Raw genomic sequence first — 23,860 nt, forward strand, 5'->3', positions numbered from 1 at the left:
CCAGCTGTTATTTAATGAATTACATAAAAGAGTCTTACAGTGTTGGGTAGTCAGTATACCCTTTAGCGCCACCGCCGTAGAAGGTTTCACCATCTGGCTCATTCAGCGGCGCTTTCTGTTGTAGACGAGCGACCAAATCCGGATTGGAAATGTAGCTGCGGCCAAAGGCGACGGCATCAATAAAGCCTTTCTCAATCAGGTCTTCAGCTTTCTCGGCGGTATAAGCACCCGCACCGATAATCACCCCGTTAAAGCGTGCGCGCACGGCGTCACGGAAGGCCGCGGTATAAGGTTTGCCACCGGCCCAGTCTGGCTCGGAGATGTGCAGATAAGCAATCTGGCGTTTATTCAGCTCATCAATCAGATACAGCGCAGCTTCTTCCTGATCTTCACCATTATCCAGACCATTGAACGGCCCCAGTGGTGAAATACGAATCCCAATATGCTCAGCACCCCATTCAGCGGCAGTGGCATCAACCACTTCCAGCGTTAAGCGCGTGCGGTTTTCAATACTGCCGCCGTATTGGTCGGTACGTTGGTTTGATGCTGGAGACATGAATTGGTGCAGCAGATAGCCATGGGCGGCATGCAACTCAATATAGTCGAAGCCAGCTTCACGGGCATTCGCCGTTGCCTGGCGGAAATCATTGATAATGCCGGGGATCTCTTCGGTTTCCAGTGCCCGCGGAGTCGAGCAGGGAACACGCACCCAAGCACCGGTTTCGTCACGGATGGTGGTGCGGGTGTCGGCCGCAATAGCCGAAGGCGCGACGGGCGCTTGCTGACCCGGTTGCAGGCTATTGTGTGAGATACGGCCGACGTGCCATAACTGCACAGCAATATGTCCGCCTTCTTCATGCACTGCCTGAGTGATTTTTTTCCATGCATTTAGCTGTTCTTGGGTATGTAACCCCGGCGCACCGGCATAGCCTTTCGCCTGGAAAGAAACCTGAGTTGCTTCAGTAATAATCAAACCTGCGCTGGCTCGTTGGCGATAATATTCCGCCATCAGAGGGGTTGGGATATCACCTGGCTCAATGCTACGTAAACGAGTCAGTGGCGCCATAAAGACACGATTTGGCAAAGTGAGCGCGCCAACCTTCAAAGGGGAGAACAGTTTAGCAGTTGTCATGGTGCGTCCTATATTAATAGACCGGTCAACTAGTGACTGGGTAAATCCCGAAGATAAATAATATTAACTTCAGAATCATTGGATTATGAGATCATTGAGTGGGTTGTAAAATCAGTTCAATACTTTCCAGCGCACAAGTCAGCGGAGCCACCGATCGTTTCACCTTGGCGCGCAACGCCGCACCAAGCCACAAGGCATAGAGTGTTTCTGCGGTTGCGGCAGGGGAAAGCGTGATACGCAGCGAGCCTTCTTCAATACCGGCTTCGATGGCATCTTGCAAACGACCAATGACGCGAGCAGTGCCGATATCCAGCGCGTGACGCATGGGTTCGGATAAATCACTCACTTCGGCTGATAGTTTAACCGCCAGACAAGCATTGTGGCATTCACTGCCACAATAGTTAGCGATAGATTGAGCAAAATAGCGCAGTAGATGGTGGCGCTTATCCCCTTGTTGCTGGGCTAATAAACTTTCCATCTCAGCATCATAACGATCAAAATAGCGCTGTAGCATCGCCTCACCGAAAACTTCCTTTGAACGGAAGTAGTGATAAAACGACCCTTTCGGGATACCCGCGGTGGTGAGTAGCAAGCTAAGGCCCATACCATTGAAGCCAAGGCGCAAGCTGAGACTCTCGCCCGTAGCCAATAGATGCTCGCGGGTGTCTACCTGTGTATGCTGTATTTTGTTCATGCCAAAGAGCGTAATAGACCGATCGGTCTAGGTCAAGAAAAAAATGCCAACAGAGGAGCGCTGGCATTAATTTCAGATATTATCGGCTGTCTAACAGCACTTTTTTGTTTACGGGTTTGGGCTGCGACACTTATGCAGTAAATCCATTGCAGCTTGATACTCGGTAGTTTGAATATTCATCATGCCCAATAGGGTATGGAAAAGATTATCCTGAGAAATTTCATTATGTTGCGCACTGTCGGACAGACACTGGCGGTCAATGCCATAGTTTTTTGTATATTCAGGAGACAGCCACATTAAAAAAGGTATGTGTGTTTGCTGGCTAGGGGCGAACATATACGGAGTGCCATGCAAATACATGCCATTTTCTCCGAGTGACTCGCCATGATCGGAGAGATAGACCAGTGCGGTATTAAAGTTATTGTTGTGCTGTTGCAGTAACTTAATGGTGTTATCCAGCATCGCATCTGTGTAGAGAATAGAATTGTCGTAAGTATTCACCAGCTCCTGGGGAGTGCAATCCTGAATTTGGTTGCTATCACAGGTTGGGGTGAACTGGCGCATCTCTGGGGAGGATCGGCGGTAATATGCTGGGCCATGGCTGCCCATCTGATGCAATACAATCACTGCATCGCCTTGTAGTCCATTGATATAGTTATCTAATTTATAGAGCAATGCATTATCCAGACAGACGCCATTTTCGCAATCATTGCTTAACTTCAGCTGTGTCACATCCTGATGAGGAATGCGATCACAGGCACCTTTACAGCCGCCATCATTTTCCCGCCATAAGACATTCAACCCTGCGCGCGCCAGGATATCCATCAGCCCTTCCTGATGGCTAGCCAGTGTAGCATCGTAATTTTTGCGCGGCATATTCGAGAACATGCACGGCACCGACACCGCCGTTTCAGTGCCACAGGATGAAGCATTCTTGAAAAAGGTAACGTTTTGTTTCTGCAAGCGAGGATTGGTTTCTCGCCCATAACCACCTAGCGAGAAATTCTCTGCTCTGGCGGTTTCGCCGACCACTAAGATAACTAATGTTTTTTTCTGTTGCCCGCTAATCAGCGGGCCTTTATGGGCATCTTCACCTATCGTCACCAATGCCATGTTACTGGCAAAATATTTATGTTTCGCAAATTGAAAACTGCCGCTGACAAAGTTAGACGGCGTTAGCATCTTGACGATACTTTTATTGTTACGAATCAATGAGGCGTAATCTTTATAAAACAGGGTCGCGACCAGTAGGATAATCACGGTGGAGAGCAAAATATTGGCTGCGCGCAACCCCAACATATACCACCAAGGACGAGTGGCCCGGATGTGTACAAAACAGACAACAACCGCAGGGATAATGCCTAACACCAGCAACCACAGCGCCATGCGCGGGGTGAACAGGGCGGTGGCTTCCTGTGAGTTAGTCTCAAAGGCATTTTGCATCATATTGGCGTCGATCACGGCACCGTAACTGAACATAAAATAGTTAGCGACCGCGCTGCCGAGCAGAAACAGAATAATGATGGGTTTGCGCAGCAAGGGCACCGCGAGCAAGCTAAAAATAATATTAAGGGCGCAGAAGATGACTACCGGTATGGTTGCAGCAAAGAAATAGCTGTCACTGCTGTCAAAATGAATCAGCGACCAGGCTTTATAAATAAATAGTGCATTTTGGAACAGGGTAAAAAACAGTGTGCAAGACAGAATAAAAACCAATCCGTTACACTGTAACTTATGTCGTACATTCATTATGAAAATCAAACTCTACAGTTCACTCATTGCCAGCAGAGTAGCGCATGAAACTTAAGATAACCTTAGCGGTTGAGGTGCGCTCTGGGGCAAATATGATCGGTTTTTCTTACCGACAGAAATAGGGACTTGCCAGCGGCGGTGAAGCAGTCTTCAATTAAGGGACCAGCATCAGGAGATTATGTGGCTCAGCAACTTGAGTTTTTTGACATCCCCAGCCCATGCCGCGGTATCTGCCAAACAGATGACCGTGGTTTTTGTCGTGGTTGCATGCGCAGCCGGGAAGAGCGTTTTAATTGGATGCAGCTGAGTGATCCGCAAAAGCGCGATGTACTGCGTTTGTGTCGCCAACGTCTATTGCGCTTGCAGCGCGCCAACAAGCAGCCCGATGAATCTTTGCCAGAACAACCTTCTTTATTCTGATTCTTTGCTGCCTTTTTAACGTTTCTGGCGATTTTATGGCTCAGCCCCCAATTGACCCCTAATTCATTGACCAAGGATGATGATCCTTTTCGTCGGTTGTGTATGCTTATGGGCAAATAAACAAATGAGGTAGCTGATAATGGATACACGTAGCCAACTTGCTCCGCAAGGGCCTGAATTTTCCCGCATGATTTGCGGTTATTGGCGCCTGATGGAATGGGGTATGACGCCTGAACAACTGCTGGTCTTTATTGAACAGCATATTGAATTGGGTATCACCACCGCTGATCACGCAGATATTTACGGCGGTTATCAATGCGAGCAGGCATTCGGCAAAGCATTACGTCTTAAACCCTCCCTGCGTAGCCAACTGGAGTTGGTGAGTAAATGTGGTATTGCGACCACTGCGAAGCCGGAACATGCGCTGGGGCATTATATTACCGATCGTTCGCACATCATTGAAAGTGCTGAACAATCACTGACTCATCTGCATACCGACTATCTTGATTTATTGCTGATTCATCGCCCAGATCCATTGATGGATGCCGATGAAGTTGCTGAAGCATTCACTCAATTGCATAAAAGCGGCAAAGTAAAACATTTTGGTGTTTCAAACTTTACTCCGGCTCAATTTAGTTTGCTGCAATCGCGCCTGCCATTCTCATTGGTAACTAATCAGGTAGAGATTTCGCCGCTACATCAGCCGGCGATTGTCGATGGCACACTCGATGCTTGCCAACAATTGCGTATCAAACCAATGGCTTGGTCTTGCTTGGGTGGCGGTCGCTTATTTAGTGATCCTGAGTTCCAGACATTACGTGATGAATTACAAGCTGTTGCGGATGAAATTGGCGCGGAAAGTATTGAGCAAGTGGTTTACGCCTGGGTTCTGCGTTTGCCATCGGCACCGCTGCCAATCATTGGCTCTGGTAAGATTGAGCGGGTAAAAACTGCCTGGGCGTCACTCTCTCTGACGATGACTCGCCAGCAGTGGTTCCGTATTCGTCGTGCCGCGCTGGGCTATGATGTGCCTTAAGACTTTTCTTTGCGCCAGTTTAGGCTGGCGCAGCTTGGCTTCCCTCGGCGGGTACGGCCAATTGCAGTTGTGTCAGTGAGCAATATAGCCGCCAGATAAGCCCGGCCAGCTCTCGACCCGTGGCATCCGGATATTGCCCCAAAATAGCACTCATCCGCTGCAACTCTTGCAACGTGGCTTGCAACGACGTCGGTTGAATCCCTTTCTCGGTCATACAACCCTTCAAACAGTGGATACACACATCACGCACCGCAGACAGGGGCGCTGACGTGGTTTGCCAATCACGTAGTTGCCAGACCACATGGCTGCAATTGAGCAGCACCATCCCCCAGCGCAGTAGCCATAACCGGGCGGGTTGGTCCTTGCTAAGATTAAGCTGACTGATGCGATGATAAATCAGTGATTCGAATTGATGCTGACTCTGTCTCGGGTGACTGCTAAGTTGATCGATAAAATCACGGCGAAGCATGCGAATAATGCGGCGACTTTTGCGTTTATCCGAGCTGGGGCGCAGCAGCTGGAATGCGACACCGGCCAGCATAACCCCCACTAATTTAGCGATGTTATCATTCAGGAACTCTTGATAATCATAACTCGGTGGGTTGGTGACACTCAAGAAAGACCCCATAAATACAATCAGTTGCCCCCATAGCGAAGCATAAGACGGATGTTGGAGCTTCATCATTTGCATGGTGATTAAAATCGGGAACAGCAGCACGGCAAATTGCCAAAAATCATCTATTTGCACCATCACGCCAAATTTCAGAATAAAGCAGCCGATAGAGAGCAAAACAATGGCTTTCAAGAGGGTGGCGATGCTGTCCGTTGGTGAGGGTGTGGCAGAGTAGAGCACACAACTGACCGCGGCTAATGCCAGTGCCGCACTGCCAGAACTCCATTGTGTGTTGATCCAGAATGCGCAGCCGATAACAATACAAACGAAGGTTCTCAGGCCATTATAGGCCGCTTCATAGGTGTCGGTATGGCGAGCCAGTGATGCCACTGGCGGCGGCGATAACATGCCACTTTCCGGCTCTTTATCCAATTGCGCCAGCCAGCGATTCACTTGCAAATAGAGCCAGCAGAAATGACGTAATCGTAACCAGAAGGCCCGGTGACGATAGTCAAACTCATCATGAGGGGCGATTTGTTGCAGTATTTTGGCCAACTGATACTTATCACAATCCGGTTGTTGTAAGGCGGCCAGTAATTGTGCCAGAACCGTTGCCAAATTTTCCGGCGGCGAAGGCCAGTTAACCAACATACGGCGCAAACTGGTAATCACGCTAGTGATGCGTAGCTGGCGATGCAGAATAAAATTCAATACGTTATTTTGTCGCCGCAGCCGGTAGTGGCTCCAAAACGCCTGAATTCGCAGCAGATTCATGGTGAGGATCTGACCAATCAACCCCTCGTGTGAGGTGCGAATCTGTGGCGTCAGCTCGGTTTGCCATAATAATTCAGCATGTTCCAGTAAACGCGACTGCATCCGGCGCAGGGATGTCAGCAGTGCTTCGCCGTCGGAGGTACTGGGCAGCAGCATCATCATCAGCCCGCCGCAGAGAATACCGGTAATGACCTCACAAACCCTGGCTTGGGCAATATCAAAAATTTGTTGTGTATCAGTGATATTGACAGTCGAGAAAGCAATTATGGCGGTGGTGTAACCGGCTAATGCAAAAGCATAAGAAACGTTGTTCTGGTAATGATTTGAGACAAAAGTACAGCAGCCAATCCAGGCGGCAATGACAAAAGTAAACAACCAAGGGTCATTGAGGCAATGACCGGCAATCATCAACGATGCCGCGGCACCAATGAGGCTACCAATAACCCGACCAATACTTTTACTGATGACACCACCGACTGTCGGGAAACTGACAACCGCGGCAGAGGTCATTGCCCAGTAGGGTTCATCCAGATTCAGTGCAAAGGCAATCCACAGCGATAAGCACATCGCCAGTGAATTGCGCAGCGCGTAGCGCCATTGGCCAGCATTGGCTTTACCCCAAGGGGTTTGCTGCCACGAGGGGAAAGCAAGGCGCATGGCTTATTGCACCAAGGAGATAGTGCAGGTGGTACCGGCAATCAAAGTGACGTCGGCAGGAACATCCAGCAATTTAATTCTCACCGGAACCCGCTGCGCCAAACGCACCCAAGGGACATTCGGCTTCACATCGACCAATAAATTGCCGCTGGTATCGACACTCTGGTCATAAATTGCGCGACCAATACTTTCCACCACTCCCCGTAAAGGAATGTTGCCATTATACAGCACAATTTTGGCTTCATTACCTTCTCTAATGTGTCTCAGTTTGGTTTCTTCAAAATAGCCCATCACATAGAATGAGTCGGTATCTATTAGCGCGACTAAAGGAGTTCCTGTGGTTGCGTAGTCGCCTACGCGGGTCTGTAAGTTAGTGATATAGCCATTGGCTGGAGCATAAATACGGGTTTTGCTGAGATTCCATTTCGCTTGTTCAAGGTTGGCTAAGGCGCCTTGATAAGCCGCTTTCATACTCTCTGCGGTTAAATTGGCAATATCGAGATCTTCGCCAGAAATGATATTTTTCGGCAAGTTTCGGCGGCGTTCGGCTTCATGATTAGCTTTGGCTAATTCAGCCTGAGCCCTGACGACAGCCGCTTGGGCATTATCCAGCGCCAGCTGATAAGGTTGTGGGTCAATCACAAATAATAAGCTCCCCGAGCTTACCAACTGGTTATCATGAACTAGTATGTTAACCAGCCGGCCAGAGACCTCCGGGGTGATGCTGACTAATTCTGCCCGGACTTTGCCATCGCGAGTCCAGGGAGATTGCATGTAATAATTCCACATCCACCAACCAGCACAAAGTGCGAGGGCGAATACAATGACTGAGGTGAAGTATTTAAAAGACTGATGATTCATATCAATTTACCAACTGGCTAATATCCATAAAGAAACGCTGACTGCAATGACAAAAATTGACAGATCCATTAATATTGGATGCCAGATGTCACCAGAGTAGATCCAATTCCGTAGCATATGATGGATCAATAGCCATAACACCAAACCTAGCATAACCGCCTTAAACATTGGCGGGAAATAGATTGAGGCACCTAAAACCAAGTCTGAAAGTGGTGCGTTAGGGGATAATATAGATACATACATAAGGTTAATCCTTAAGAGGTAATTTTAGTAAATACATCATTTTTGCTAAAGGATTCCCCGTATTTATTGCTATTGTCCTAGCATCGACGGTATATATACATTTGTGTTTTTAATGTTAATTACCCAAAATAGACTGGACTCTGGTAGTTATGCTAGCACGCTAAATAAAAGGAGGGGCAATTGGAATCGACATTAGGATCTGATTTAGCACGATTAGTTCGCGTTTGGCGCGCACTTATTGACCATCGGCTGAAACCGTTGGAGCTGACCCAAACGCATTGGGTTACTTTGCATAACATTAATCGTTTACCACCTGAGCAATCACAGATTCAACTGGCAAAAGCGATTGGTATCGAACAACCATCACTGGTTAGAACCTTAGATCAACTGGAGGAGAAAGGTTTAATCACGCGGCATACCTGCGCAAATGACCGACGTGCGAAGAGGATAAAACTGACGGAACAGTCTTCACCGATAATAGAGCAGGTTGATGGAGTCATCTGTTCCACCCGTAAAGAAATTCTTGGGGGAATTTCGCCAGATGAAATTGAATTGCTATCTGGTTTGATTGATAAGCTCGAGAGAAACATTATTCAACTACAAAGCAAGTAATAATAAAGCTTTAGATTTCTATTCACAGCAGAAAGATTTTTTCGTTGAAAAAACAAGCCAGGGCGCATTACCAGCCCTGGCTTTTATTTAGGGATGACCTGAGGGCGATTAGCGTGGGCTAACAGTCACCGTGCTGCCACTGCTGGCGAGCATGACACGCTGACCAACGCTAAAGCGGGTTGGACCTTGCTTCTGAACGACCAGAATAGTGGTGCCATCATCTTTGCGAACTTCAAGCTGCACACCGTCAGTACGGTTCATTGCACCCTGAACACCTTGCCCAGCCATACCACCCGCCACAGCACCCGCTGCAGTTGCCAGGCTACGACCTGTGCCACCACCGACAGTATTGCCAAGGAAACCACCCAATACGGCACCACCGATAGCGCCCATAACATTGTTATCATCGCCGCCCTGAATAGTCACAGGACGCACGGAAAGCAATGTGCCGTAAGTCACCGTCTGTACTTGCTTCGCTTGTGAGGCGCTGAATACATCACCAGACAGCGTGCTGTTGTTAGCACAGCCGGTTAGAGTCACTGCGGCAATAGCAACGGCGATTAATGGCTTGATCATAAAAACTCCTATTAAAAATGCATAACCGTATTACGGTTTAGTATGCCAGGGATATCCAAATCCAGTCCATTGACGGCCTAGTATTTGCATAAAGTATGGCTTACCCAAATGTTTATTTCACTACTTAACTGATTTTTGACGACGTGCTTAATTTTTCTACCACTTCAATGGGTCGCAGCTTAGCGGTTTATCCTTCAACCAATATTAAACGGCAGTTTAACTTTCTTAAAGTAAGAAATATCACTCCAATAAATGAAACCGTAAGAACTAATGACTTTTATGTGACCTTTCCTACAAATAGAAAGCATTCTTTAAGACATGCCCCTATGGCGGTATACACTTAAAAAAGTATATCTTTTCATGGTGTTAATTTTACTATTCCGACATGGTTCACGGAAAGTCTTGTCACTATTTTATCCCTTGAGGGGAAATAAGGTCATTGCTATGAAATCAGGCCGTTTTATTGGAGTCATGTCAGGAACCAGTCTGGACGGGATTGATGTGGTGCTGGCGGCTATTGACCAGCGCATGGTGGCTCAGCAGGCCAGTTACAGTCACCCGATGCCAGTGCAGTTGAAAAAAGATATTCTTGGCATGTGTCAGGGCCAGTCAACCACCTTATCGGCCGTCGGTAAGCTTGATGCCGAATTGGGGATATTATTTGCCGAGGCAGTGCTGGCCTTGTTGGCCAAAGAGGGACTGACGGCGCAAGACATCACGGCGATTGGTTGCCACGGGCAAACTGTGTGGCATGAGCCGCTGGGAGAACCCGCCTTTACTATGCAATTAGGGGATAATAATCGCATTGCGGCGATGACCCACATTGCCACCGTTGGCGATTTCCGCCGCCGCGATATGGCTTATGGCGGGCAGGGCGCGCCTTTAGTCCCCGCCTTCCACCATGCCTTATTAGCCCACCCCACAGAGCGGCGCATGGTATTGAATATTGGCGGCATTGCGAATTTATCGATGTTGCTGCCAGATTTACCGGTGCGTGGTTTTGACACTGGCCCGGGAAACATGCTGATGGATGCCTGGATCTGGCGCAACCGTTCACTGCCTTATGACAAAGATGCGGCTTGGGCGCAGCAAGGGCAGGTCAATCAATCACTGCTTGAGCTAATGTACAGCGACCCTTACTTTGCGTTACCGGCCCCGAAAAGTACCGGGCGTGAGTATTTCAATGCCGGGTGGCTGGATAAACAACTGGCTAAAATTCCGGCAATAGCACCTGAAGATGTCCAGGCCACGCTGGCTGAGTTAACTGCGCTATCAATCGCAGAGCAGGTTCAACTGGCAGGAGGTTGTGATCGTCTGTTGGTCTGCGGCGGTGGCGCGCGTAATCCGCTGGTGATGTCGCGGATGTCGGCGCTGTTACCGGGCACTGAAGTGTGTGTGACGGATGATTTCGGTGTCAGTGGTGATGATATGGAGGCACTGGCCTTCGCTTGGCTGGCATTTCGCACTTTATCAGGTAAATCGGGCAATTTACCCTCAGTAACCGGCGCGAGTTGCGAGACCATTTTAGGAGCAGTCTATCCTGTATCGTCACGATGAGGGTGCTAAGCTGCCATAGATTAGGGCAGCTTATTCACTCAATAAGGACGACATCATAATGAAACGCTTTCTTTGCATAACAGTGGCAATGGCGCTGGTGGGGTGTAGCCTGGTACAACCGAAGAACGAAATTTTGCATTATCAATGCGGTACTACCAAGCTGACGGTAATGCAGGACAATAAGCAAGATAAGGTCAGTTTTGTTTTAGACGGTGAACAGTTGACGCTACCGCAAGTGCGCGCGGCATCTGGCAGTAAATACAGTGATGGGCATTACACTTTCTGGTCGAAAGGCAACAGTGCTTTTGTTGAACGTGGCGATAAAATCATTATCAATGATTGTGTTTTGATCAAGTAATCGGGCCATTGTCGGTTCAGGGTGATTGTGATTCTGTTGCTGCAAGGGCAGAATGATAATCACTGCTTTCCTGCGCGTTATAGAGCTTATATGACTGACAATAATGAATTTGATGTTGCAGATTTGCGCCGTGAATATATTCGTGGCGGTCTACGCCGTAGCGATTTAACCGAAAATCCATTGGAATTATTCGAGCGCTGGCTAAAACAGGCGTGTGATGCCCGTTTGCCCGACCCAACCGCCATGTGTGTGGCAACCGTTGATGCTAATGGCCAGCCTTATCAGCGCATTGTGCTACTCAAGCATTATGATGATCAAGGGATGGTGTTTTACACCAATTTAGGTAGCCGCAAGGCGCAGCAATTAGCTGAGAATCCACATATCAGCTTGTTATTCCCTTGGCATATGTTAGACCGGCAAGTCATTTTCCTTGGCAAAGCTGAACGGCTTACCACCCTCGAAGTGCTGAAATACTTCAGCTCGCGCCCTAAAGATAGCCAGATTGGTGCTTGGGTATCCCAGCAATCTTCACGGATTTCAGCCCGCGGAGTGCTGGAAAGCAAATTCCTCGAGCTAAAACAAAAATTCCAGCACGGTGATATCCCTCTCCCCAGTTTTTGGGGCGGATTTCGCGTTAAATTCGACTCTGTCGAGTTTTGGCAAGGTGGCGAACATCGTCTGCATGACCGTTTTATTTATCAGCGAGATGCAGATGCATGGAAAATTGACCGTTTAGCCCCTTGAGAATGATGAAATAATTGTGGTTAAACCTAGCGCTCGCGGGACGGGCGCTTTATTCTATACCTTCCTTGAGCACCCCTCGTAAAATACAATTTTTGTACCAGACAATGTTTGTCACAGAGAATGTTTGTCACAGAGAATTTTTGTAGCAAGCAATGTCTCGTAAAAGAACATGTTTCGTAAAAGACAATGGAGTCGTTGATGACCAGCAGCAACCTGATTAAACAATTGCAAGAGCGGGGCCTCGTTGCCCAGGTTACGGATGAAAACGCGTTAGCAGAGAGACTGGCGCAAGGGCCAATTTCACTGTATTGCGGTTTCGATCCTACCGCAGACAGCTTGCATTTGGGCCATCTGGTTCCATTGTTATGCCTAAAGCGTTTCCAACTGGCAGGGCATCGCCCTGTGGCCTTGGTTGGCGGTGCTACCGGCATGATTGGTGATCCGAGCTTTAAGGCCAGCGAACGTAAGCTGAATACCGAAGATACCGTCAATGAGTGGGTGGAGAAAATCCGCCGCCAGGTTTCACCCTTCCTGGATTTTGATTGCGGTGAAAACAGTGCGATTGCCGCGAATAACTATGACTGGTTTGGTGGCATGAACGTGCTGACTTTCCTGCGCGACATCGGCAAACACTTCTCTGTTAATCAGATGATTAATAAAGAAGCGGTGAAACAGCGCTTGAATCGCGATGACAGCGGTATTTCATTCACTGAGTTTTCATACAACTTGTTGCAAGCATACGATTTCGCCTGCTTGAACAAAGCTCACGGCGTAGTCCTGCAAATTGGCGGTTCGGACCAGTGGGGCAACATTACCTCAGGTATCGACTTGACTCGTCGTCTTCACCAGCAGCAGGCTTATGGTCTGACCGTGCCGTTGATCACTAAAGCAGATGGCACCAAGTTTGGTAAGACCGAAGGTGGCGCAGTATGGCTTGATCCGCAGAAAACCAGTCCGTACAAATTCTATCAATTCTGGATTAATACTGCGGATGCTGATGTTTATCGCTTCCTGAAATTCTTTACTTTCATGAGCATGGAAGAGATTAATGCACTGGAAGAAGAAGATAAAAACAGTGGCAAAGCACCACGGGCGCAGTATGTACTGGCCGAAAATGTGACCGCTATGGTTCATGGCGCTGAAGGTCTGGCAGCGGCCAAACGTATTACCGATAGCTTGTTTTCAGGTAATCTGCATGACATGACCGAAGCTGACTTTGCCCAGTTGGCACAAGATGGGATGCCGACGATTGAGCTGAGCCGTGATGCAGATTTGCAGCAAGCGCTGGTGAATGCCGAGCTGGTGCCGTCCCGCGGTCAGGCACGCACGATGATTAACTCTAATGCCGTTGCCATCAATGGTGAGAAGCAGTCAGATCCAGAATATACTTTCACTGATGCTGATCGCCTATTCGGCCGCTATACCTTATTGCGCCGTGGCAAAAAACATTATTGCCTGATTAGCTGGTTATAAGAATGAAATAAGATAAGGGGCAGAAATGTCCCTTATTTTTTTTAAGCGCCCTTAACTTTAGGCCGTATCATGAAAAATATACTTTCGATTCAATCACACGTTGTTTTTGGTCATGCAGGGAATAGCGCTGCTGAATTTCCTATGCGCCGGATGGGGGTTAATGTCTGGCCGCTGAATACTGTCCAGTTTTCCAATCATACGCAATATGGTCACTGGACCGGATGTGTGATGCCCGCCAGCCATTTAACTGAAATTGTCCAAGGCATTGCCAATATTGATCGGCTGAAAGATTGTGATGCTGTATTGAGTGGTTATATTGGTTCCCCCGAGCAAGGCGGCCATATATTGGCGGCAGTGGCGCAAGTAAAACAGGCCAATCCAGCAGCTTGGTATTTCTGCGACCCGGTGATGGGGCATCCTGAGAAGGGCTGTATTGTTGCTCCCGGTGTGGCTGAGTTCTTCTGCAAAGAGGCATTACCCGCCAGTGATATTATTGCCCCCAATCTGCTTGAACTAGAGCAACTTAGCGGTGTGCGAGTAGAAAATGTCGAGCAGGCGGTTAACGTTGCCCGCGAACTTTGTGCTAAAGGGCCAAAAATTGTATTGGTTAAGCACCTGAGCCGAGCAGGTTATCATGCTGATTGCTTTGAAATGCTCTTAGTTACCGCTGATGAGGCATGGCACATTAGCCGCCCGCTGGTGGACTTTGGCGCTCGTCAGCCGGTGGGTGTCGGTGATTTGACCAGTGGTTTATTATTGGTCAATCTGCTTAAAGGCGAGCCACTGGATAAGGCGCTTGAGCATGTGACGGCGGCAGTATATGAAGTGATGCTGAAAACTCAGGCAATGGGTGAGTATGAGCTTCAGGTGGTTGCAGCGCAGGATACTATTGTTAATCCGTCATGCCAATTCACCGCTAATCCCCTTGGTATTTGAAGTCGCAGAGTTGTTAGCTACGTGCACTCATCCCAGTGACTTAGTGAACTAAGCTCCAGTGGATTCGTTCAGTTGCCGCCTTGCTGCAATACGAAATCTATTGGGTAGATAAGCTGCCATTTATATCAAGCGCCCCTTAAAGAGGGGCGCTGTTATTAATTTAATCTCTTATTTCTTCGCGTCTTCGGCGGCTAATGCCGCTTTTACTGCTGGGCGTTCAGCCACTCGTGCCATAAATTTATCTAAATGGCTGCGTTGCTTAATTTCAAGCTTCAACGCATTGGCCCAGCGGGTGACGGTAAATAGATAAGCGTCAGCTACACTGAATTTTTTGCCTAACAGATAATCATGCTGTGCTAATACGCTATCGACATAACTGAATTGCTTATCCAGCCGCTCACGAGCAATCGCTTTATACTCTTCAGGTGTTTTTGAATTAAACAGTGGGCTGAAACCTTTATGTAATTCAGTCGCAACGAAGTTTAACCACTCAATGGCATGGTAGCGGGAAAGGGTACCTGATGGGGCAATCAGATGGCGATCAGGCACTTTATCCGCCAAATATTGCACGATAGCCACACCTTCAGTTAGCAGGCTACCATCATCCAGCAGCAGCGCGGGGACCTGTCCTTTGGGATTGATGCTTAAATAGTCTTCACCCGTTTCAGTCTTTTTGGTCGCCAGATCGACGCTTTCAATACTGAAGTCCAATCCTGCTTCACGTAATACGATATGCGGAGATAAAGAACAGGCACCGGGTTTATAGAACAATTTCATCACAAACTCCTTAATAGAGCACTGAAAGAAAAAAGCTTCCTTAATCCTAAGGCAGACGAGAGAAAAATGCAGCTAGCGACGTAAGATAATTATGCGGAAAATAACAGTGGGAATAGAAATCAATGTGGTGCAAGAAATAAAGCGCCCGCAGCGGAGAGGACTTCCCCGCTGTAGGTCATCCATGACAGCTAATTTCTGTCAGTGGAAATTAATTACCGTGGTGGACGGGTGCTGATCGATGCTGACCAGCTAAAAGTGGTGGTGCTTGGTGCTGTTTTTTTGGTTTTTCTTTCGACGCGGGTTAACTTGGCGACTTGTTCTCTGGCGTGCATGATTTTTTCTATTGCTTCGTCTTTGACTTTATTTTGTTCTGAATTGGTTAATGCCCTTCCTAAATTGATCCTGGCTTTATCGAGTTGCGTTTTGACGTCACGTTGCTCACTTTCGGTCATTTCTTTTAATGTCAGCTTTTTCATTTTTTTTGCCTTGTTTGCATCAGTCCTACACAGTGTACAACCTTATGCTGTACGGGGATGTAAGAGATTGCGATCCAGGCGACATTAATTACCATAAAAGCCTGTTAGCGGTTTCAAATAGGAAATAAAGAACCCCGCTTTACGAAAAATTTCGCAAAGCGGGTAGTAGCAGCAAGACCAGGAGTGAAGAAAAAGCGAGTGCAAAGCCTATTGGCTATAGCAATCGTGAACCGTAGCCCCACAGTAGAACGGTCAGGCCAAGGAGTAACTCTAATACTAAAACGCCAATGGCAAAGGTGGAGCCGGAGAAGATAAATCCCTCTTGTCGGTCAATATTCAAGAAGGTAGGGATCCCCAGATACATCAGATAACCGGCATAGCAAAGTGCCACAATCCCCACCAGCAAACACAGCCAAATAATAGGGTAGAGGGCCACCACACCCGCTAAAAACATCGGTGTCGCGGCATAACCGGCGAACAGGGTACAACTTTGCCAACTGGGGCGGCTTTCATAGCGGCGCGCCATCCAGTAAATCACGCGGCCCATCAGGGCGACGGCGGCCAGGATCAAAACATAGAAAATAATGGCGGAATAGAGCGCGGTAAGGGGTGTCAGTTTTATGCTCTGGCCATCACCGAAATTCCAGCCCACTTGCGTGGTGCCGATAAACGCGCAAATCACCGGAATAGCGGCCATCAACAGTACGTGATGAGCATACAGGTGCTGGACACTTTCACCTTCATGCTTGATTTGCTGCAATTCCTGACTGGGATGGGTCAGAAGCCCCCATACATGGTTGATCATAAGTCACCTCCTTGCCCGCTACCGGCCGCGAATAACAGACAAATATCATCCCCATAGCACTGGGGGATGGGGTTTAATGCCACACGACCTAAGATCAGTATAGTTCGTTTTTTACACTGTCATAATGTGATGCTGTTCACGCACAAGTGGGAGAGGATTGCAGACATCAATAGCTTAAATACCTAAGATAGGTCATTAACCATATCAATGAACTCACCACAGGAGCAGTTAATGGGTATTCAGGGAAATGATAGTCGGATCGACAACATAGAGTTTGCCGTCAGTGACATTGCCCGTTCGAAGGCGTTTTATGGCACGGTTTTCAACTGGCAGTTTACTGATTACGGGCCGGGATACTGTGAGTTTACTGATGGCCGGTTGACTGGGGGTTTTACTACCTTAAGTGAGGTTCAGCCTAATGGCGGGCCGCTAATTATTCTGTATGCAGATAATTTAGAACAGACGCAAAAACGTCTGGTAGCGGCGGGTGCGCCAATTGTGGTGCCTATTTTTGCTTTTCCAGGTGGACGACGTTTCCACTTTACCGATCCAGATGGTTATCAATTGGCGGTATGGTCAGATAACTAAGTTGCCCATGATCAACTTGAAAAAAACCGCCCAAGAGTGAAAGGCGGTTTTTAATCTCAGCGGATTAAGCCGTATTGCTTTATTTCTTCTCAATCAGTGGGCTGTATTCCACTGGCACCCAAGTGTAACCGACTTTATCAGCCCGAACATGGCCGAGGCCAGGGAACGGAAGATGAGCACCGGCTACCCACAGTTTGTCTTTCGCGGCTTCAGCAAAAATGGCTTTGCGGGTTGCAATGGCCTGTTTGCTATCAGAATCAAACTCTAAAGAGACATTCGGATGTGCGAATTGAATGGAGTGACTGTGCACGATATCCCCCCAAACCAGCAAATTGTCACCTTTTGAAGAGAAAAGATATGAGGTATGGCCCGGTGTATGGCCCGGAGTCGGCACCACTTTGACGCCAGGGAGTAGGGTTTCACCCGCCGTGTATATTTTTAACTTATTATTGGCGACATAAGGGGCAACCGACTCCATTGATTTTTCAAACATTGGGCGGTGCTCTGGTGGTGCCTTACTGGCGACGTCTTTATTCAACCAAAAATCCGCATCCCCTTTTGACACATAGACCGTGGCGTTGGAGAACACGGCTTTGCCTTGATTGTTGATGCCACAAGCATGGTCGGGGTGCAGGTGAGTCAGTAGCACGGTATCAATCTGTTCCGGCTGATAACCTGCGGCGCGAATATTATCCACCACTACCCCGAGTGTCGGCCCGAAACATTGTGCCGCGCCAGCATCAACTAACACCAAGTGACTGCCGGTGTTAATCAAGAAAGCATTTACCGCTGTCTGCACGCCGTTAGTGCTATCAATAAACATACTGGAGAGCAGCGTTTGGATATCTTTTTCGCTGATATCTTTCAGCAGATTAGTGCCCAGTTTTATATAACCGTCATAGATAGCCGTGACTTCAAAATCCCCTAATGCCATCCGGTAGTAACCGGGAACCTGTGTTTGCTGCTGGGCGGGCGCTGCGGCGCTACTGATCGTCGGCAGGCTGAGAGCCAGAGTGCTGGCCCCGACAACTGACAGCGCCAGTAATGTTTGGCGGAGTTTTGTTTTGCTAAGCAATGCAGTCTTCATCGATACCCTCAGAGGTGAGTAAAAAATCTTGTTATAGACCAAATGTATTTTCTAAATGGATGGTTGTCACTCAAAGGATTGAGCAGGGGCAGTGTTTAGGAAATATTAGGTGGGGGGATGGAAATTTCCAGTTTGGCGTAGGAACGTCGTCGGCAAGCGTAAAAATAAAAACAGCGCCCCAGAGGAGCGCTGTTAGTTAGTCAGATAATTATGCTGCTGTTACCGGGGTGGCTTTCTTGCTGTCACTCGGTGCCAATGTCATGCGATACAGTTTTGGCGCAGTCAGCATCATCAGTACGGCGATGACGGCGGTGACAATACCAATCTGCATAAACACGTGGCTGTAGATAGCCAGTGATGCATGGGCGTCGGTGATATCACTTGGTACAGCGGTCAATGCCGCGACTTTACCGGCGATCAGGGCTGCTGCCGCAGTGGTCAGGAACCATGACCCCATGATGAAGCCCATTAAACGCTGAGGAACCAGCTGTGCAACCATCGCCAGACCGAGGCCAGAAATCATTAATTCACCGATACTTTGCAGTGCATAGCTCAGAATCAGCCAGTTGACGGAGACGATACCGTGCTCGTTAGCGAAGCTTGCGCCCCATGGCAAGACCAGGAATGCCGCAGAACAAAGCACCATGCCGAAAGCAAACTTATGTGGCATTGGCAGGCGGTCGCCCATTTTATTATAGATAGCGGCCAATATTGGGCTGGCAACCATGATCCAGAATGGGTTCAGTGCCTGATATTGTTCTGGTTCAAAAGCAATGCCAAAGATTGAATGCTCAACGTTATGAATAGCAAAGAAGTTCAGTGAGGTTGGCATTTGGCTATACAGCACAAAGAACACCACGGCTTCCAGCATCAACAGGAAAGCCACAATCATTCGGCGACGTGCTGTCCCGTGCAGAGAAAACGTCTCTTTGGCAAAGATAAAGATAATGCCCAGTGAAACCAGTGCCAGTGCCCAGCGCGCCACAATTTGATTGTGCAACAACCAGCTAGACAGGGTAACCAATGCAACCACGCCAATCAGTACCATCAGTAATTTTTTAAACTGCAATGGTGCAAAGTCAGGTTTAGAACCTTGGTTTTTCACCCACTTACGGCAGAACCAGAAGTTCACCAGAGTGATCAACATCCCCACTACGCTGAGAGAGAATGCCACGCTCCAACCATATTTAGCGGCTAACCATGGTGTTGCCAGCATAGAGAAGAACGAACCGATATTGACGGACATATAGTACATGGTGAATGCACCGTCCAAACGCGGGTCGTCTTTGTTATAGCAGGTTGAGAGCAGGGAGGATGGGTTAGCTTTAAACAAACCATTACCAACAGCAATGGTCGCCATGCCCAGATAAACCCAGAAAATGTCATGACCCGAGTAGGCGATCATGGTATAGCCCACTGCCAATGTCAGTGCGCCGAGCACGATGACACGTTTCGCGCCGAGAACCTTATCACCTAACCAGCCACCGATGGCCACAAAGCCATAAACCAGTGCGCTGAAGGAAGAGAATAACGTGATGGAATCGGCTTCGCTCATCCCGAGCATTTTGACCAGATAAACGGCCATGATCCCTTGCAGGCCGTAATAACCAAAACGTTCCCAAAGCTCTATAGAAAAGATCAGATAGAACGCTTTCGGCTGCTTGAAAGCATTCATGCTGATGTTTTCGGGCTGTTCACTGTTTGGTGGTTGTTGATTGCTGTTTGCTGTTGACACGAGAAACCTCTGTTTTTCACTACCGGCCATAAATGACAGGAAATACAAAAGTGAATGCGCGGATGGCATCCTTTTGCGTTGTTATAAGATGTTTGGCGGCGGTTAATGTTCACTATCTTTGTCAACGAGACAAGGCTTTTGTAATGTTCTGTTACATATATCCCTCTCAGCTCGATGTAACCATGTTACAAATGTTATGCAGTATTAACGTTTATGTTTTGGCTGTTTGGCGAATTTTTGTTTTGATTAAAAGCTGAACTGATTTTATTTAGTGATATATTCTGCTATTTGGCTAATTTATGGTTCATATAGTTATCTGTATGTGAATAACCAAACCAATATTGTGCTTATATGGAAAAGTCTGAAATTATCCAAATTTAGCTTAAATGTTAACCAGGTAAAAACCTGAGCCGCGAGTTAAACTGGGATCTGGATCAGAGAGTTGTGTAAATTTTTTCATCTAAAAGCACCCCAAGGGCAAAACATAGGGTGCGAGCACAATGATATACTGCTGGTAATCGTAAAAATCTGAGTATTGTATGGATATCAAACAGCTTATCTATCTCTGTAATTTAGAGCGCGAAAAACACTTTGGCCGCGCGGCTGAAGCCAGCTTCGTTAGTCAGCCGACACTGTCGATGCGCTTGAAAAATCTGGAGCGGGAGCTGGGAGTGGCCCTGATAAACCGTGGCAATAACTTTGAAGGATTTACGGCGGAAGGTGAGCGTGTTTTAGCTTGGGCGCGGGAGATTGTCTCGGTCTATCAAGGGCTAAAACTAGAAGTTGAGTCACTCAAAAATGGGTTAAATGGCACGCTGCGTATTGGTGTGGTGCCACAATGCAGTATTTCACTGGCGCGTTTGCTGAAAAGCGCCAGCGAGCACTATCCCCATCTGGACTATCGGGTTTCAGTATTAAGTGCGGATCAGCTGCTCGAGGCGTTGACCGGTCACTCAGTGGATGTCGGTATTGGCTTTTTTGAACTGAACACATTGAAAGAATTGCATTTTCAGGTTCAGCCTTTAGTTGATAGTGGTGTTGATGTGGTGTTTCATCCCGAGCATTTCCCTGATTTGGTTGGTACTGAGCCGCTGACATTGGCGCAAACAGCCGCCTTACCACTCTGTTTAACGGAGCCTAGCCGCTATTTTCGCCGCTATCTGGATAACAACTTTCGCGATGCGGGGCTGTCATTGCATGCCCGGCTGGAAAGCACCTCAATTTTCCAGTTGTTACAAGGTGTTTTTGTCGGGCTGGGCTGCGGGTTGTTCCCTCAGGGCAGTTTGTTGCCGGATATGTCGCCAGCACTACAGCGGCGGCCAGTGGATATCCCTAAGATGAGCCGACATGCCGCCGTGGTCGTGGCTGAGCCAGGGCGAGTCACACCACTGGCTCAGCATTTCTTTGATGTTGCCCACGCGTGGTTAGCGACTCACGAAGCTTGATGACCAGCAGTATGGATGAGCATCAAACGGCTTGCCCTAACGTGTGGCGGAGGCGGTTGGTCCAGCCTGCGGTTGCCACGTTAAAGATAATACTCAGTAATTGTTCATTGCTGATGCCAAGGGCGAGCAATGGGCTGACGTGCTGCGGGCTAAAACGTTCCGGTGCGCGGGTCAATTCGGCAGTAACATAAATAAGCTGGTGGGTGATTTGCTTATCTGCTTGGCTTGCCAGCGCGCAATCAATCCCGGCCTGTAGCGCCGCCAGTAATGATGAATTCCCGGCCCATTGCTGCAAATGGTGTTGATGACGCGCCTGACAGTAGCGGCTGCCGTTGATCCGGCCACTGACCAGTGCTATCCACTGTTGCCAAGCCGTGGCAGCTGAATCGACGGTCACTAACTGAAGGTTTTGAGCCTGCGCGGTAATCGCATGATAAGCATGTGAACTGAGTGGGTGGAGTGCCAATAATTGGTTCAGTGTCAGCTCAGGATTAACCTGTGGCTCTTCAGTCGCTGTTGCTGTTAATCCCGGCAACCAACCTTGCCATAGAGAGTCAATCTCCGGTAACTGACTTGCGCTGGCATCTTCCATGCGCGGGAAACCGGGCAACATGACAGTCGGATAGCCGGCCTGAGCCGAAAAACCGGCTACGACTCGGGCCTGATAACCCACAAAACCAATTACCTGCGATAAAACAATAATATCTGCGTTGCTCAAGCCTACGTCGGCTAATTGTTGCAGTGCGTGCCTATCGATTAAGGTCGGCTGACTGGCGAGTTGGCGAGCATATTGGGTAATTTGTGTTAGCCGCATATTGCTTTCCCGCGATGCATCCGGGCTGGAAAGCGGGGTAAGACGCGCGGCATAGTGGCTGCACAAACGTTGAACGCCGGTCACCTGCGCGACGGTCAATGCGCTACTTAGTCGGTCATAGAGCGAGAATCGATTGTCGTGATCTGGCTCGACAATCGCCGGGAAAAGCGCCTGATACATCGCATCTGAAGCCCGTAAGATAAGGGCGTGATGCTGCAATGCGTCATCTAATGCGGCGGGAACACTCTCGGCTAGGCCGAGCAGAAAAATACCTTGTTCAGTGGTGTTCTCATCATGGTGGAGGTTGCTGATATTACTACTATTGGCACAGTAACTTTCATCGCTGACTGGCACCGCGAGGCTCCCGCCGCTACGTTGAGTTTCATGATACCAATGGGCATTATCGTGGCGTCTAAATTGCACCATAGTGACCTCCGTTAGGGACAGCAACATGCCAGTGTGAAAGGCAGCAGTGGGGTAATCACAACTGAATGACCGGCCGGATGTGAGTAGCGGATTAGTACGGAATCTGACTGGGAGCAATGCAAAGTGCAAGGGTTCGACATCGGCAATATATCCTGTTGTTTTGAGGAGTGAACACAGTGGATATCATTGCTGATTGGGTTTGCGAGATAAAATAATGTTAAACCATAATCCATAACCAAAAGTAATAACATATTATTATATATAACAAAAATGTTGTTACGTTAGTCAGTAATTGACTAATGGATGAGGAAAATAGAAAAAATCCGCGCCGGATAGGTCGCGGATGACAAAGCGGGGCGTGGCCTTACTTAGCCGGTGGTGGGCGATTACTCTGGTTTCTTCAGGTTCAACTCATTCATTGCCGCAATACTGAAACCGCCATCAACATGCAGGATTTCACCGGTGATGCCTGCGGCTAAATCGGAACACAGGAATGCGGCCGGATTACCGACATCTTCAATGGTGACGGTGCGACGAATAGGAGTTACCGCTTCACAATGTGCCAGCATTTTACGGAAGCTATCAATACCTGAAGCTGCCAGTGTGCGAATTGGCCCCGCAGAAATGCCATTGACACGAATACCTTCTGGCCCCATGGCATTCGCCATATAGCGCACGTTGGCTTCCAGAGAGGCTTTTGCCAAGCCCATTACGTTATAGTTTGGAATAGCACGTTCAGCACCCAGATAGGTCAGGGTCAGCAGGGCCGAGTTCGGGTTGAGCATGGTACGGCAAGCTTTTGCCATAGCGACAAAACTGTATGAGCTGATGTCGTGCGCAATGCCAAAACCTTCGCGGGTGACGGCATCAATATAATCACCTTTTAACTGATCCGCTGGAGCAAAACCAATCGAATGCACGAAACCATCAAATTTCGGCCAAGCTTGGCCTAAGTCAGTAAACAGCTGCTCAATACTCTCATCCTGCGCGACGTCGCAAGGGAAAATCAGTTTGGAACCGAGTGCCGCCGCAAACTCTTCAACGCGACCTTTTAATTTGTCATTCTGATAGGTGAAGGCCAGTTCAGCCCCTTCGCGGTACATGGACTGGGCAATGCCATAAGCAATTGATAATTTGCTGGCGACACCTGTTATCAGAATGCGTTTGCCGGTAAGAAAACCCATAGCAATAATCCTTTTGTGTACATTAACTGGGCGCGATATTGAGCCGGTACTGTATTGAGGTCTCTCCACGCAGAATTCGCCGCGT

24 protein-coding genes are annotated in these 23,860 nt (G+C 48.3%); 10 read left to right on the forward strand and 14 right to left on the reverse strand.

Annotation, left to right across the window (positions count from 1 at the left end; translation table 11 throughout):
• Positions 1-34 precede the first annotated feature (34 nt).
• The 3 genes from nemA to eptA form a co-directional block, all read right to left on the reverse strand.
• Complete coding sequence (nemA, locus tag FTA96_RS10055; RefSeq protein ID WP_050107145.1) at positions 35-1,132, reverse strand: alkene reductase; 1,098 nt, start codon at positions 1,130-1,132, stop codon at positions 35-37.
• 91 nt (positions 1,133-1,223) lie between these two features.
• Entirely contained in the window at positions 1,224-1,826 is a 603-nt protein-coding gene (locus FTA96_RS10060) for a TetR/AcrR family transcriptional regulator (protein ID WP_050107144.1), read from the reverse strand.
• A 108-nt stretch (positions 1,827-1,934) separates the two neighbouring features.
• On the reverse strand, positions 1,935-3,575 hold the full coding sequence (gene eptA, locus FTA96_RS10065) for a phosphoethanolamine transferase EptA (protein WP_050107143.1): 1,641 nt from the start codon (positions 3,573-3,575) through the stop codon (positions 1,935-1,937).
• A gap of 183 nt (positions 3,576-3,758) precedes the next feature.
• Between eptA and FTA96_RS10070 the strand changes: the two genes are divergently transcribed.
• Both FTA96_RS10070 and FTA96_RS10075 read left to right on the forward strand, forming a co-directional pair.
• Positions 3,759-3,998 (forward strand): DUF1289 domain-containing protein, encoded by a 240-nt coding sequence (locus FTA96_RS10070; RefSeq protein WP_050107142.1) that lies wholly within the window; start codon positions 3,759-3,761, stop codon positions 3,996-3,998.
• Positions 3,999-4,137: 139 nt separating this feature from the next.
• The gene (locus FTA96_RS10075; RefSeq protein WP_050134518.1) at positions 4,138-5,034 is read left to right on the forward strand and encodes an aldo/keto reductase; all 897 of its coding nucleotides are present in this window, start codon (positions 4,138-4,140) and stop codon (positions 5,032-5,034) included.
• Between the two features lie 19 nt (positions 5,035-5,053).
• Here FTA96_RS10075 and FTA96_RS10080 read toward each other — a convergent pair whose 3' ends face one another.
• The 3 genes from FTA96_RS10080 to FTA96_RS10090 are packed head-to-tail and all read right to left on the reverse strand — an operon-like array spanning position 5,054 to position 8,182.
• Positions 5,054-7,078 carry an FUSC family protein gene (locus tag FTA96_RS10080; RefSeq protein ID WP_050107140.1) on the reverse strand — a complete coding sequence of 675 codons (2,025 nt, stop codon included), beginning with the start codon at positions 7,076-7,078 and terminating at the stop codon, positions 5,054-5,056.
• Between the two features lie 3 nt (positions 7,079-7,081).
• Entirely contained in the window at positions 7,082-7,939 is an 858-nt protein-coding gene (locus tag FTA96_RS10085) for an efflux RND transporter periplasmic adaptor subunit (protein ID WP_050121275.1), read from the reverse strand.
• A 6-nt stretch (positions 7,940-7,945) separates the two neighbouring features.
• Positions 7,946-8,182, reverse strand: coding sequence for a DUF1656 domain-containing protein (locus FTA96_RS10090; RefSeq protein ID WP_050107138.1), 237 nt, complete (start codon positions 8,180-8,182; stop codon positions 7,946-7,948).
• Positions 8,183-8,362: 180 nt separating this feature from the next.
• Here FTA96_RS10090 and rovA point away from each other — a divergent pair, with 180 nt between their 5' ends.
• The gene (gene rovA, locus FTA96_RS10095; RefSeq protein ID WP_004706617.1) at positions 8,363-8,794 is read left to right on the forward strand and encodes a virulence master transcriptional regulator RovA; all 432 of its coding nucleotides are present in this window, start codon (positions 8,363-8,365) and stop codon (positions 8,792-8,794) included.
• 108 nt (positions 8,795-8,902) lie between these two features.
• Here the strand turns inward: rovA and FTA96_RS10100 are convergent, their stop codons facing one another.
• The gene (locus tag FTA96_RS10100; protein WP_004706618.1) at positions 8,903-9,370 is read right to left on the reverse strand and encodes an outer membrane lipoprotein; all 468 of its coding nucleotides are present in this window, start codon (positions 9,368-9,370) and stop codon (positions 8,903-8,905) included.
• A gap of 444 nt (positions 9,371-9,814) precedes the next feature.
• Between FTA96_RS10100 and anmK the strand changes: the two genes are divergently transcribed.
• The 5 genes from anmK (at position 9,815) to pdxY (ending at position 14,438) form a co-directional block, all read left to right on the forward strand.
• Positions 9,815-10,927 (forward strand): anhydro-N-acetylmuramic acid kinase, encoded by a 1,113-nt coding sequence (gene anmK / locus FTA96_RS10105; protein WP_145573722.1) that lies wholly within the window; start codon positions 9,815-9,817, stop codon positions 10,925-10,927.
• Between the two features lie 58 nt (positions 10,928-10,985).
• Positions 10,986-11,285 carry an MliC family protein gene (locus FTA96_RS10110; protein WP_145573724.1) on the forward strand — a complete coding sequence of 100 codons (300 nt, stop codon included), beginning with the start codon at positions 10,986-10,988 and terminating at the stop codon, positions 11,283-11,285.
• A gap of 90 nt (positions 11,286-11,375) precedes the next feature.
• Entirely contained in the window at positions 11,376-12,029 is a 654-nt protein-coding gene (gene pdxH, locus FTA96_RS10115; protein WP_050107201.1) for a pyridoxamine 5'-phosphate oxidase, read from the forward strand.
• A 198-nt stretch (positions 12,030-12,227) separates the two neighbouring features.
• Entirely contained in the window at positions 12,228-13,502 is a 1,275-nt protein-coding gene (gene tyrS, locus FTA96_RS10120) for a tyrosine--tRNA ligase (RefSeq protein ID WP_050107135.1), read from the forward strand.
• A gap of 69 nt (positions 13,503-13,571) precedes the next feature.
• On the forward strand, positions 13,572-14,438 hold the full coding sequence (gene pdxY, locus FTA96_RS10125) for a pyridoxal kinase PdxY (protein WP_145573726.1): 867 nt from the start codon (positions 13,572-13,574) through the stop codon (positions 14,436-14,438).
• Positions 14,439-14,606: 168 nt separating this feature from the next.
• Here pdxY and gstA read toward each other — a convergent pair whose 3' ends face one another.
• The 3 genes from gstA to FTA96_RS10140 all read right to left on the reverse strand — a co-directional run bounded on the left by gstA (position 14,607) and on the right by FTA96_RS10140 (position 16,496).
• A complete protein-coding gene (gstA, locus tag FTA96_RS10130; RefSeq protein WP_050107133.1) occupies positions 14,607-15,215 on the reverse strand; it encodes a glutathione transferase GstA in 609 nt (202 codons plus the stop codon).
• A gap of 212 nt (positions 15,216-15,427) precedes the next feature.
• Positions 15,428-15,691, reverse strand: coding sequence for a DUF3811 domain-containing protein (locus tag FTA96_RS10135; RefSeq protein ID WP_050107132.1), 264 nt, complete (start codon positions 15,689-15,691; stop codon positions 15,428-15,430).
• Between the two features lie 214 nt (positions 15,692-15,905).
• On the reverse strand, positions 15,906-16,496 hold the full coding sequence (locus tag FTA96_RS10140; RefSeq protein ID WP_072077497.1) for a Yip1 family protein: 591 nt from the start codon (positions 16,494-16,496) through the stop codon (positions 15,906-15,908).
• 231 nt (positions 16,497-16,727) lie between these two features.
• Between FTA96_RS10140 and FTA96_RS10145 the strand changes: the two genes are divergently transcribed.
• Positions 16,728-17,084, forward strand: a complete 357-nt coding sequence (locus tag FTA96_RS10145; RefSeq protein ID WP_050107131.1) for a VOC family protein — start codon at positions 16,728-16,730, stop codon at positions 17,082-17,084.
• 79 nt (positions 17,085-17,163) lie between these two features.
• Here the strand turns inward: FTA96_RS10145 and FTA96_RS10150 are convergent, their stop codons facing one another.
• Positions 17,164-18,171, reverse strand: a complete 1,008-nt coding sequence (locus FTA96_RS10150; protein WP_145573729.1) for an MBL fold metallo-hydrolase — start codon at positions 18,169-18,171, stop codon at positions 17,164-17,166.
• A 208-nt stretch (positions 18,172-18,379) separates the two neighbouring features.
• Entirely contained in the window at positions 18,380-19,906 is a 1,527-nt protein-coding gene (dtpA, locus tag FTA96_RS10155; RefSeq protein ID WP_050107129.1) for a dipeptide/tripeptide permease DtpA, read from the reverse strand.
• A gap of 539 nt (positions 19,907-20,445) precedes the next feature.
• On the opposite strand from dtpA, the gene FTA96_RS10160 reads away from it, so the two are divergent.
• Positions 20,446-21,351 carry a LysR family transcriptional regulator gene (locus FTA96_RS10160; protein ID WP_050318612.1) on the forward strand — a complete coding sequence of 302 codons (906 nt, stop codon included), beginning with the start codon at positions 20,446-20,448 and terminating at the stop codon, positions 21,349-21,351.
• A 22-nt stretch (positions 21,352-21,373) separates the two neighbouring features.
• Here FTA96_RS10160 and FTA96_RS10165 read toward each other — a convergent pair whose 3' ends face one another.
• The gene (locus FTA96_RS10165) at positions 21,374-22,591 is read right to left on the reverse strand and encodes a CMD domain-containing protein (protein ID WP_145573731.1); all 1,218 of its coding nucleotides are present in this window, start codon (positions 22,589-22,591) and stop codon (positions 21,374-21,376) included.
• Between the two features lie 386 nt (positions 22,592-22,977).
• Positions 22,978-23,775 (reverse strand): enoyl-ACP reductase FabI, encoded by a 798-nt coding sequence (gene fabI / locus FTA96_RS10175; protein ID WP_134957165.1) that lies wholly within the window; start codon positions 23,773-23,775, stop codon positions 22,978-22,980.
• Between the last annotated feature and the right edge of the window lie 85 nt (positions 23,776-23,860).

It is taken from the genome of Yersinia alsatica (genome assembly GCF_902170305.1).
Classification (GTDB): domain Bacteria; phylum Pseudomonadota; class Gammaproteobacteria; order Enterobacterales; family Enterobacteriaceae; genus Yersinia; species Yersinia alsatica.

Coding starts and splice junctions, on each gene's coding strand:
- nemA (WP_050107145.1), bottom strand. CDS start 1,132: ATGACAACTGCTAAACTGTTCTCCCCTTTGAAGGTTGGCGCGCTCACT.
- FTA96_RS10060 (WP_050107144.1), bottom strand. CDS start 1,826: ATGAACAAAATACAGCATACACAGGTAGACACCCGCGAGCATCTATTG.
- eptA (WP_050107143.1), bottom strand. CDS start 3,575: ATGAATGTACGACATAAGTTACAGTGTAACGGATTGGTTTTTATTCTG.
- FTA96_RS10075 (WP_050134518.1), top strand. CDS start 4,138: ATGGATACACGTAGCCAACTTGCTCCGCAAGGGCCTGAATTTTCCCGC.
- FTA96_RS10080 (WP_050107140.1), bottom strand. CDS start 7,078: ATGCGCCTTGCTTTCCCCTCGTGGCAGCAAACCCCTTGGGGTAAAGCC.
- FTA96_RS10085 (WP_050121275.1), bottom strand. CDS start 7,939: ATGAATCATCAGTCTTTTAAATACTTCACCTCAGTCATTGTATTCGCC.
- FTA96_RS10090 (WP_050107138.1), bottom strand. CDS start 8,182: ATGTATGTATCTATATTATCCCCTAACGCACCACTTTCAGACTTGGTT.
- FTA96_RS10100 (WP_004706618.1), bottom strand. CDS start 9,370: ATGATCAAGCCATTAATCGCCGTTGCTATTGCCGCAGTGACTCTAACC.
- anmK (WP_145573722.1), top strand. CDS start 9,815: ATGAAATCAGGCCGTTTTATTGGAGTCATGTCAGGAACCAGTCTGGAC.
- FTA96_RS10110 (WP_145573724.1), top strand. CDS start 10,986: ATGAAACGCTTTCTTTGCATAACAGTGGCAATGGCGCTGGTGGGGTGT.
- pdxH (WP_050107201.1), top strand. CDS start 11,376: ATGACTGACAATAATGAATTTGATGTTGCAGATTTGCGCCGTGAATAT.
- tyrS (WP_050107135.1), top strand. CDS start 12,228: ATGACCAGCAGCAACCTGATTAAACAATTGCAAGAGCGGGGCCTCGTT.
- pdxY (WP_145573726.1), top strand. CDS start 13,572: ATGAAAAATATACTTTCGATTCAATCACACGTTGTTTTTGGTCATGCA.
- gstA (WP_050107133.1), bottom strand. CDS start 15,215: ATGAAATTGTTCTATAAACCCGGTGCCTGTTCTTTATCTCCGCATATC.
- FTA96_RS10135 (WP_050107132.1), bottom strand. CDS start 15,691: ATGAAAAAGCTGACATTAAAAGAAATGACCGAAAGTGAGCAACGTGAC.
- FTA96_RS10140 (WP_072077497.1), bottom strand. CDS start 16,496: ATGATCAACCATGTATGGGGGCTTCTGACCCATCCCAGTCAGGAATTG.
- FTA96_RS10145 (WP_050107131.1), top strand. CDS start 16,728: ATGGGTATTCAGGGAAATGATAGTCGGATCGACAACATAGAGTTTGCC.
- FTA96_RS10150 (WP_145573729.1), bottom strand. CDS start 18,171: ATGAAGACTGCATTGCTTAGCAAAACAAAACTCCGCCAAACATTACTG.
- FTA96_RS10160 (WP_050318612.1), top strand. CDS start 20,446: ATGGATATCAAACAGCTTATCTATCTCTGTAATTTAGAGCGCGAAAAA.
- FTA96_RS10165 (WP_145573731.1), bottom strand. CDS start 22,591: ATGGTGCAATTTAGACGCCACGATAATGCCCATTGGTATCATGAAACT.
- fabI (WP_134957165.1), bottom strand. CDS start 23,775: ATGGGTTTTCTTACCGGCAAACGCATTCTGATAACAGGTGTCGCCAGC.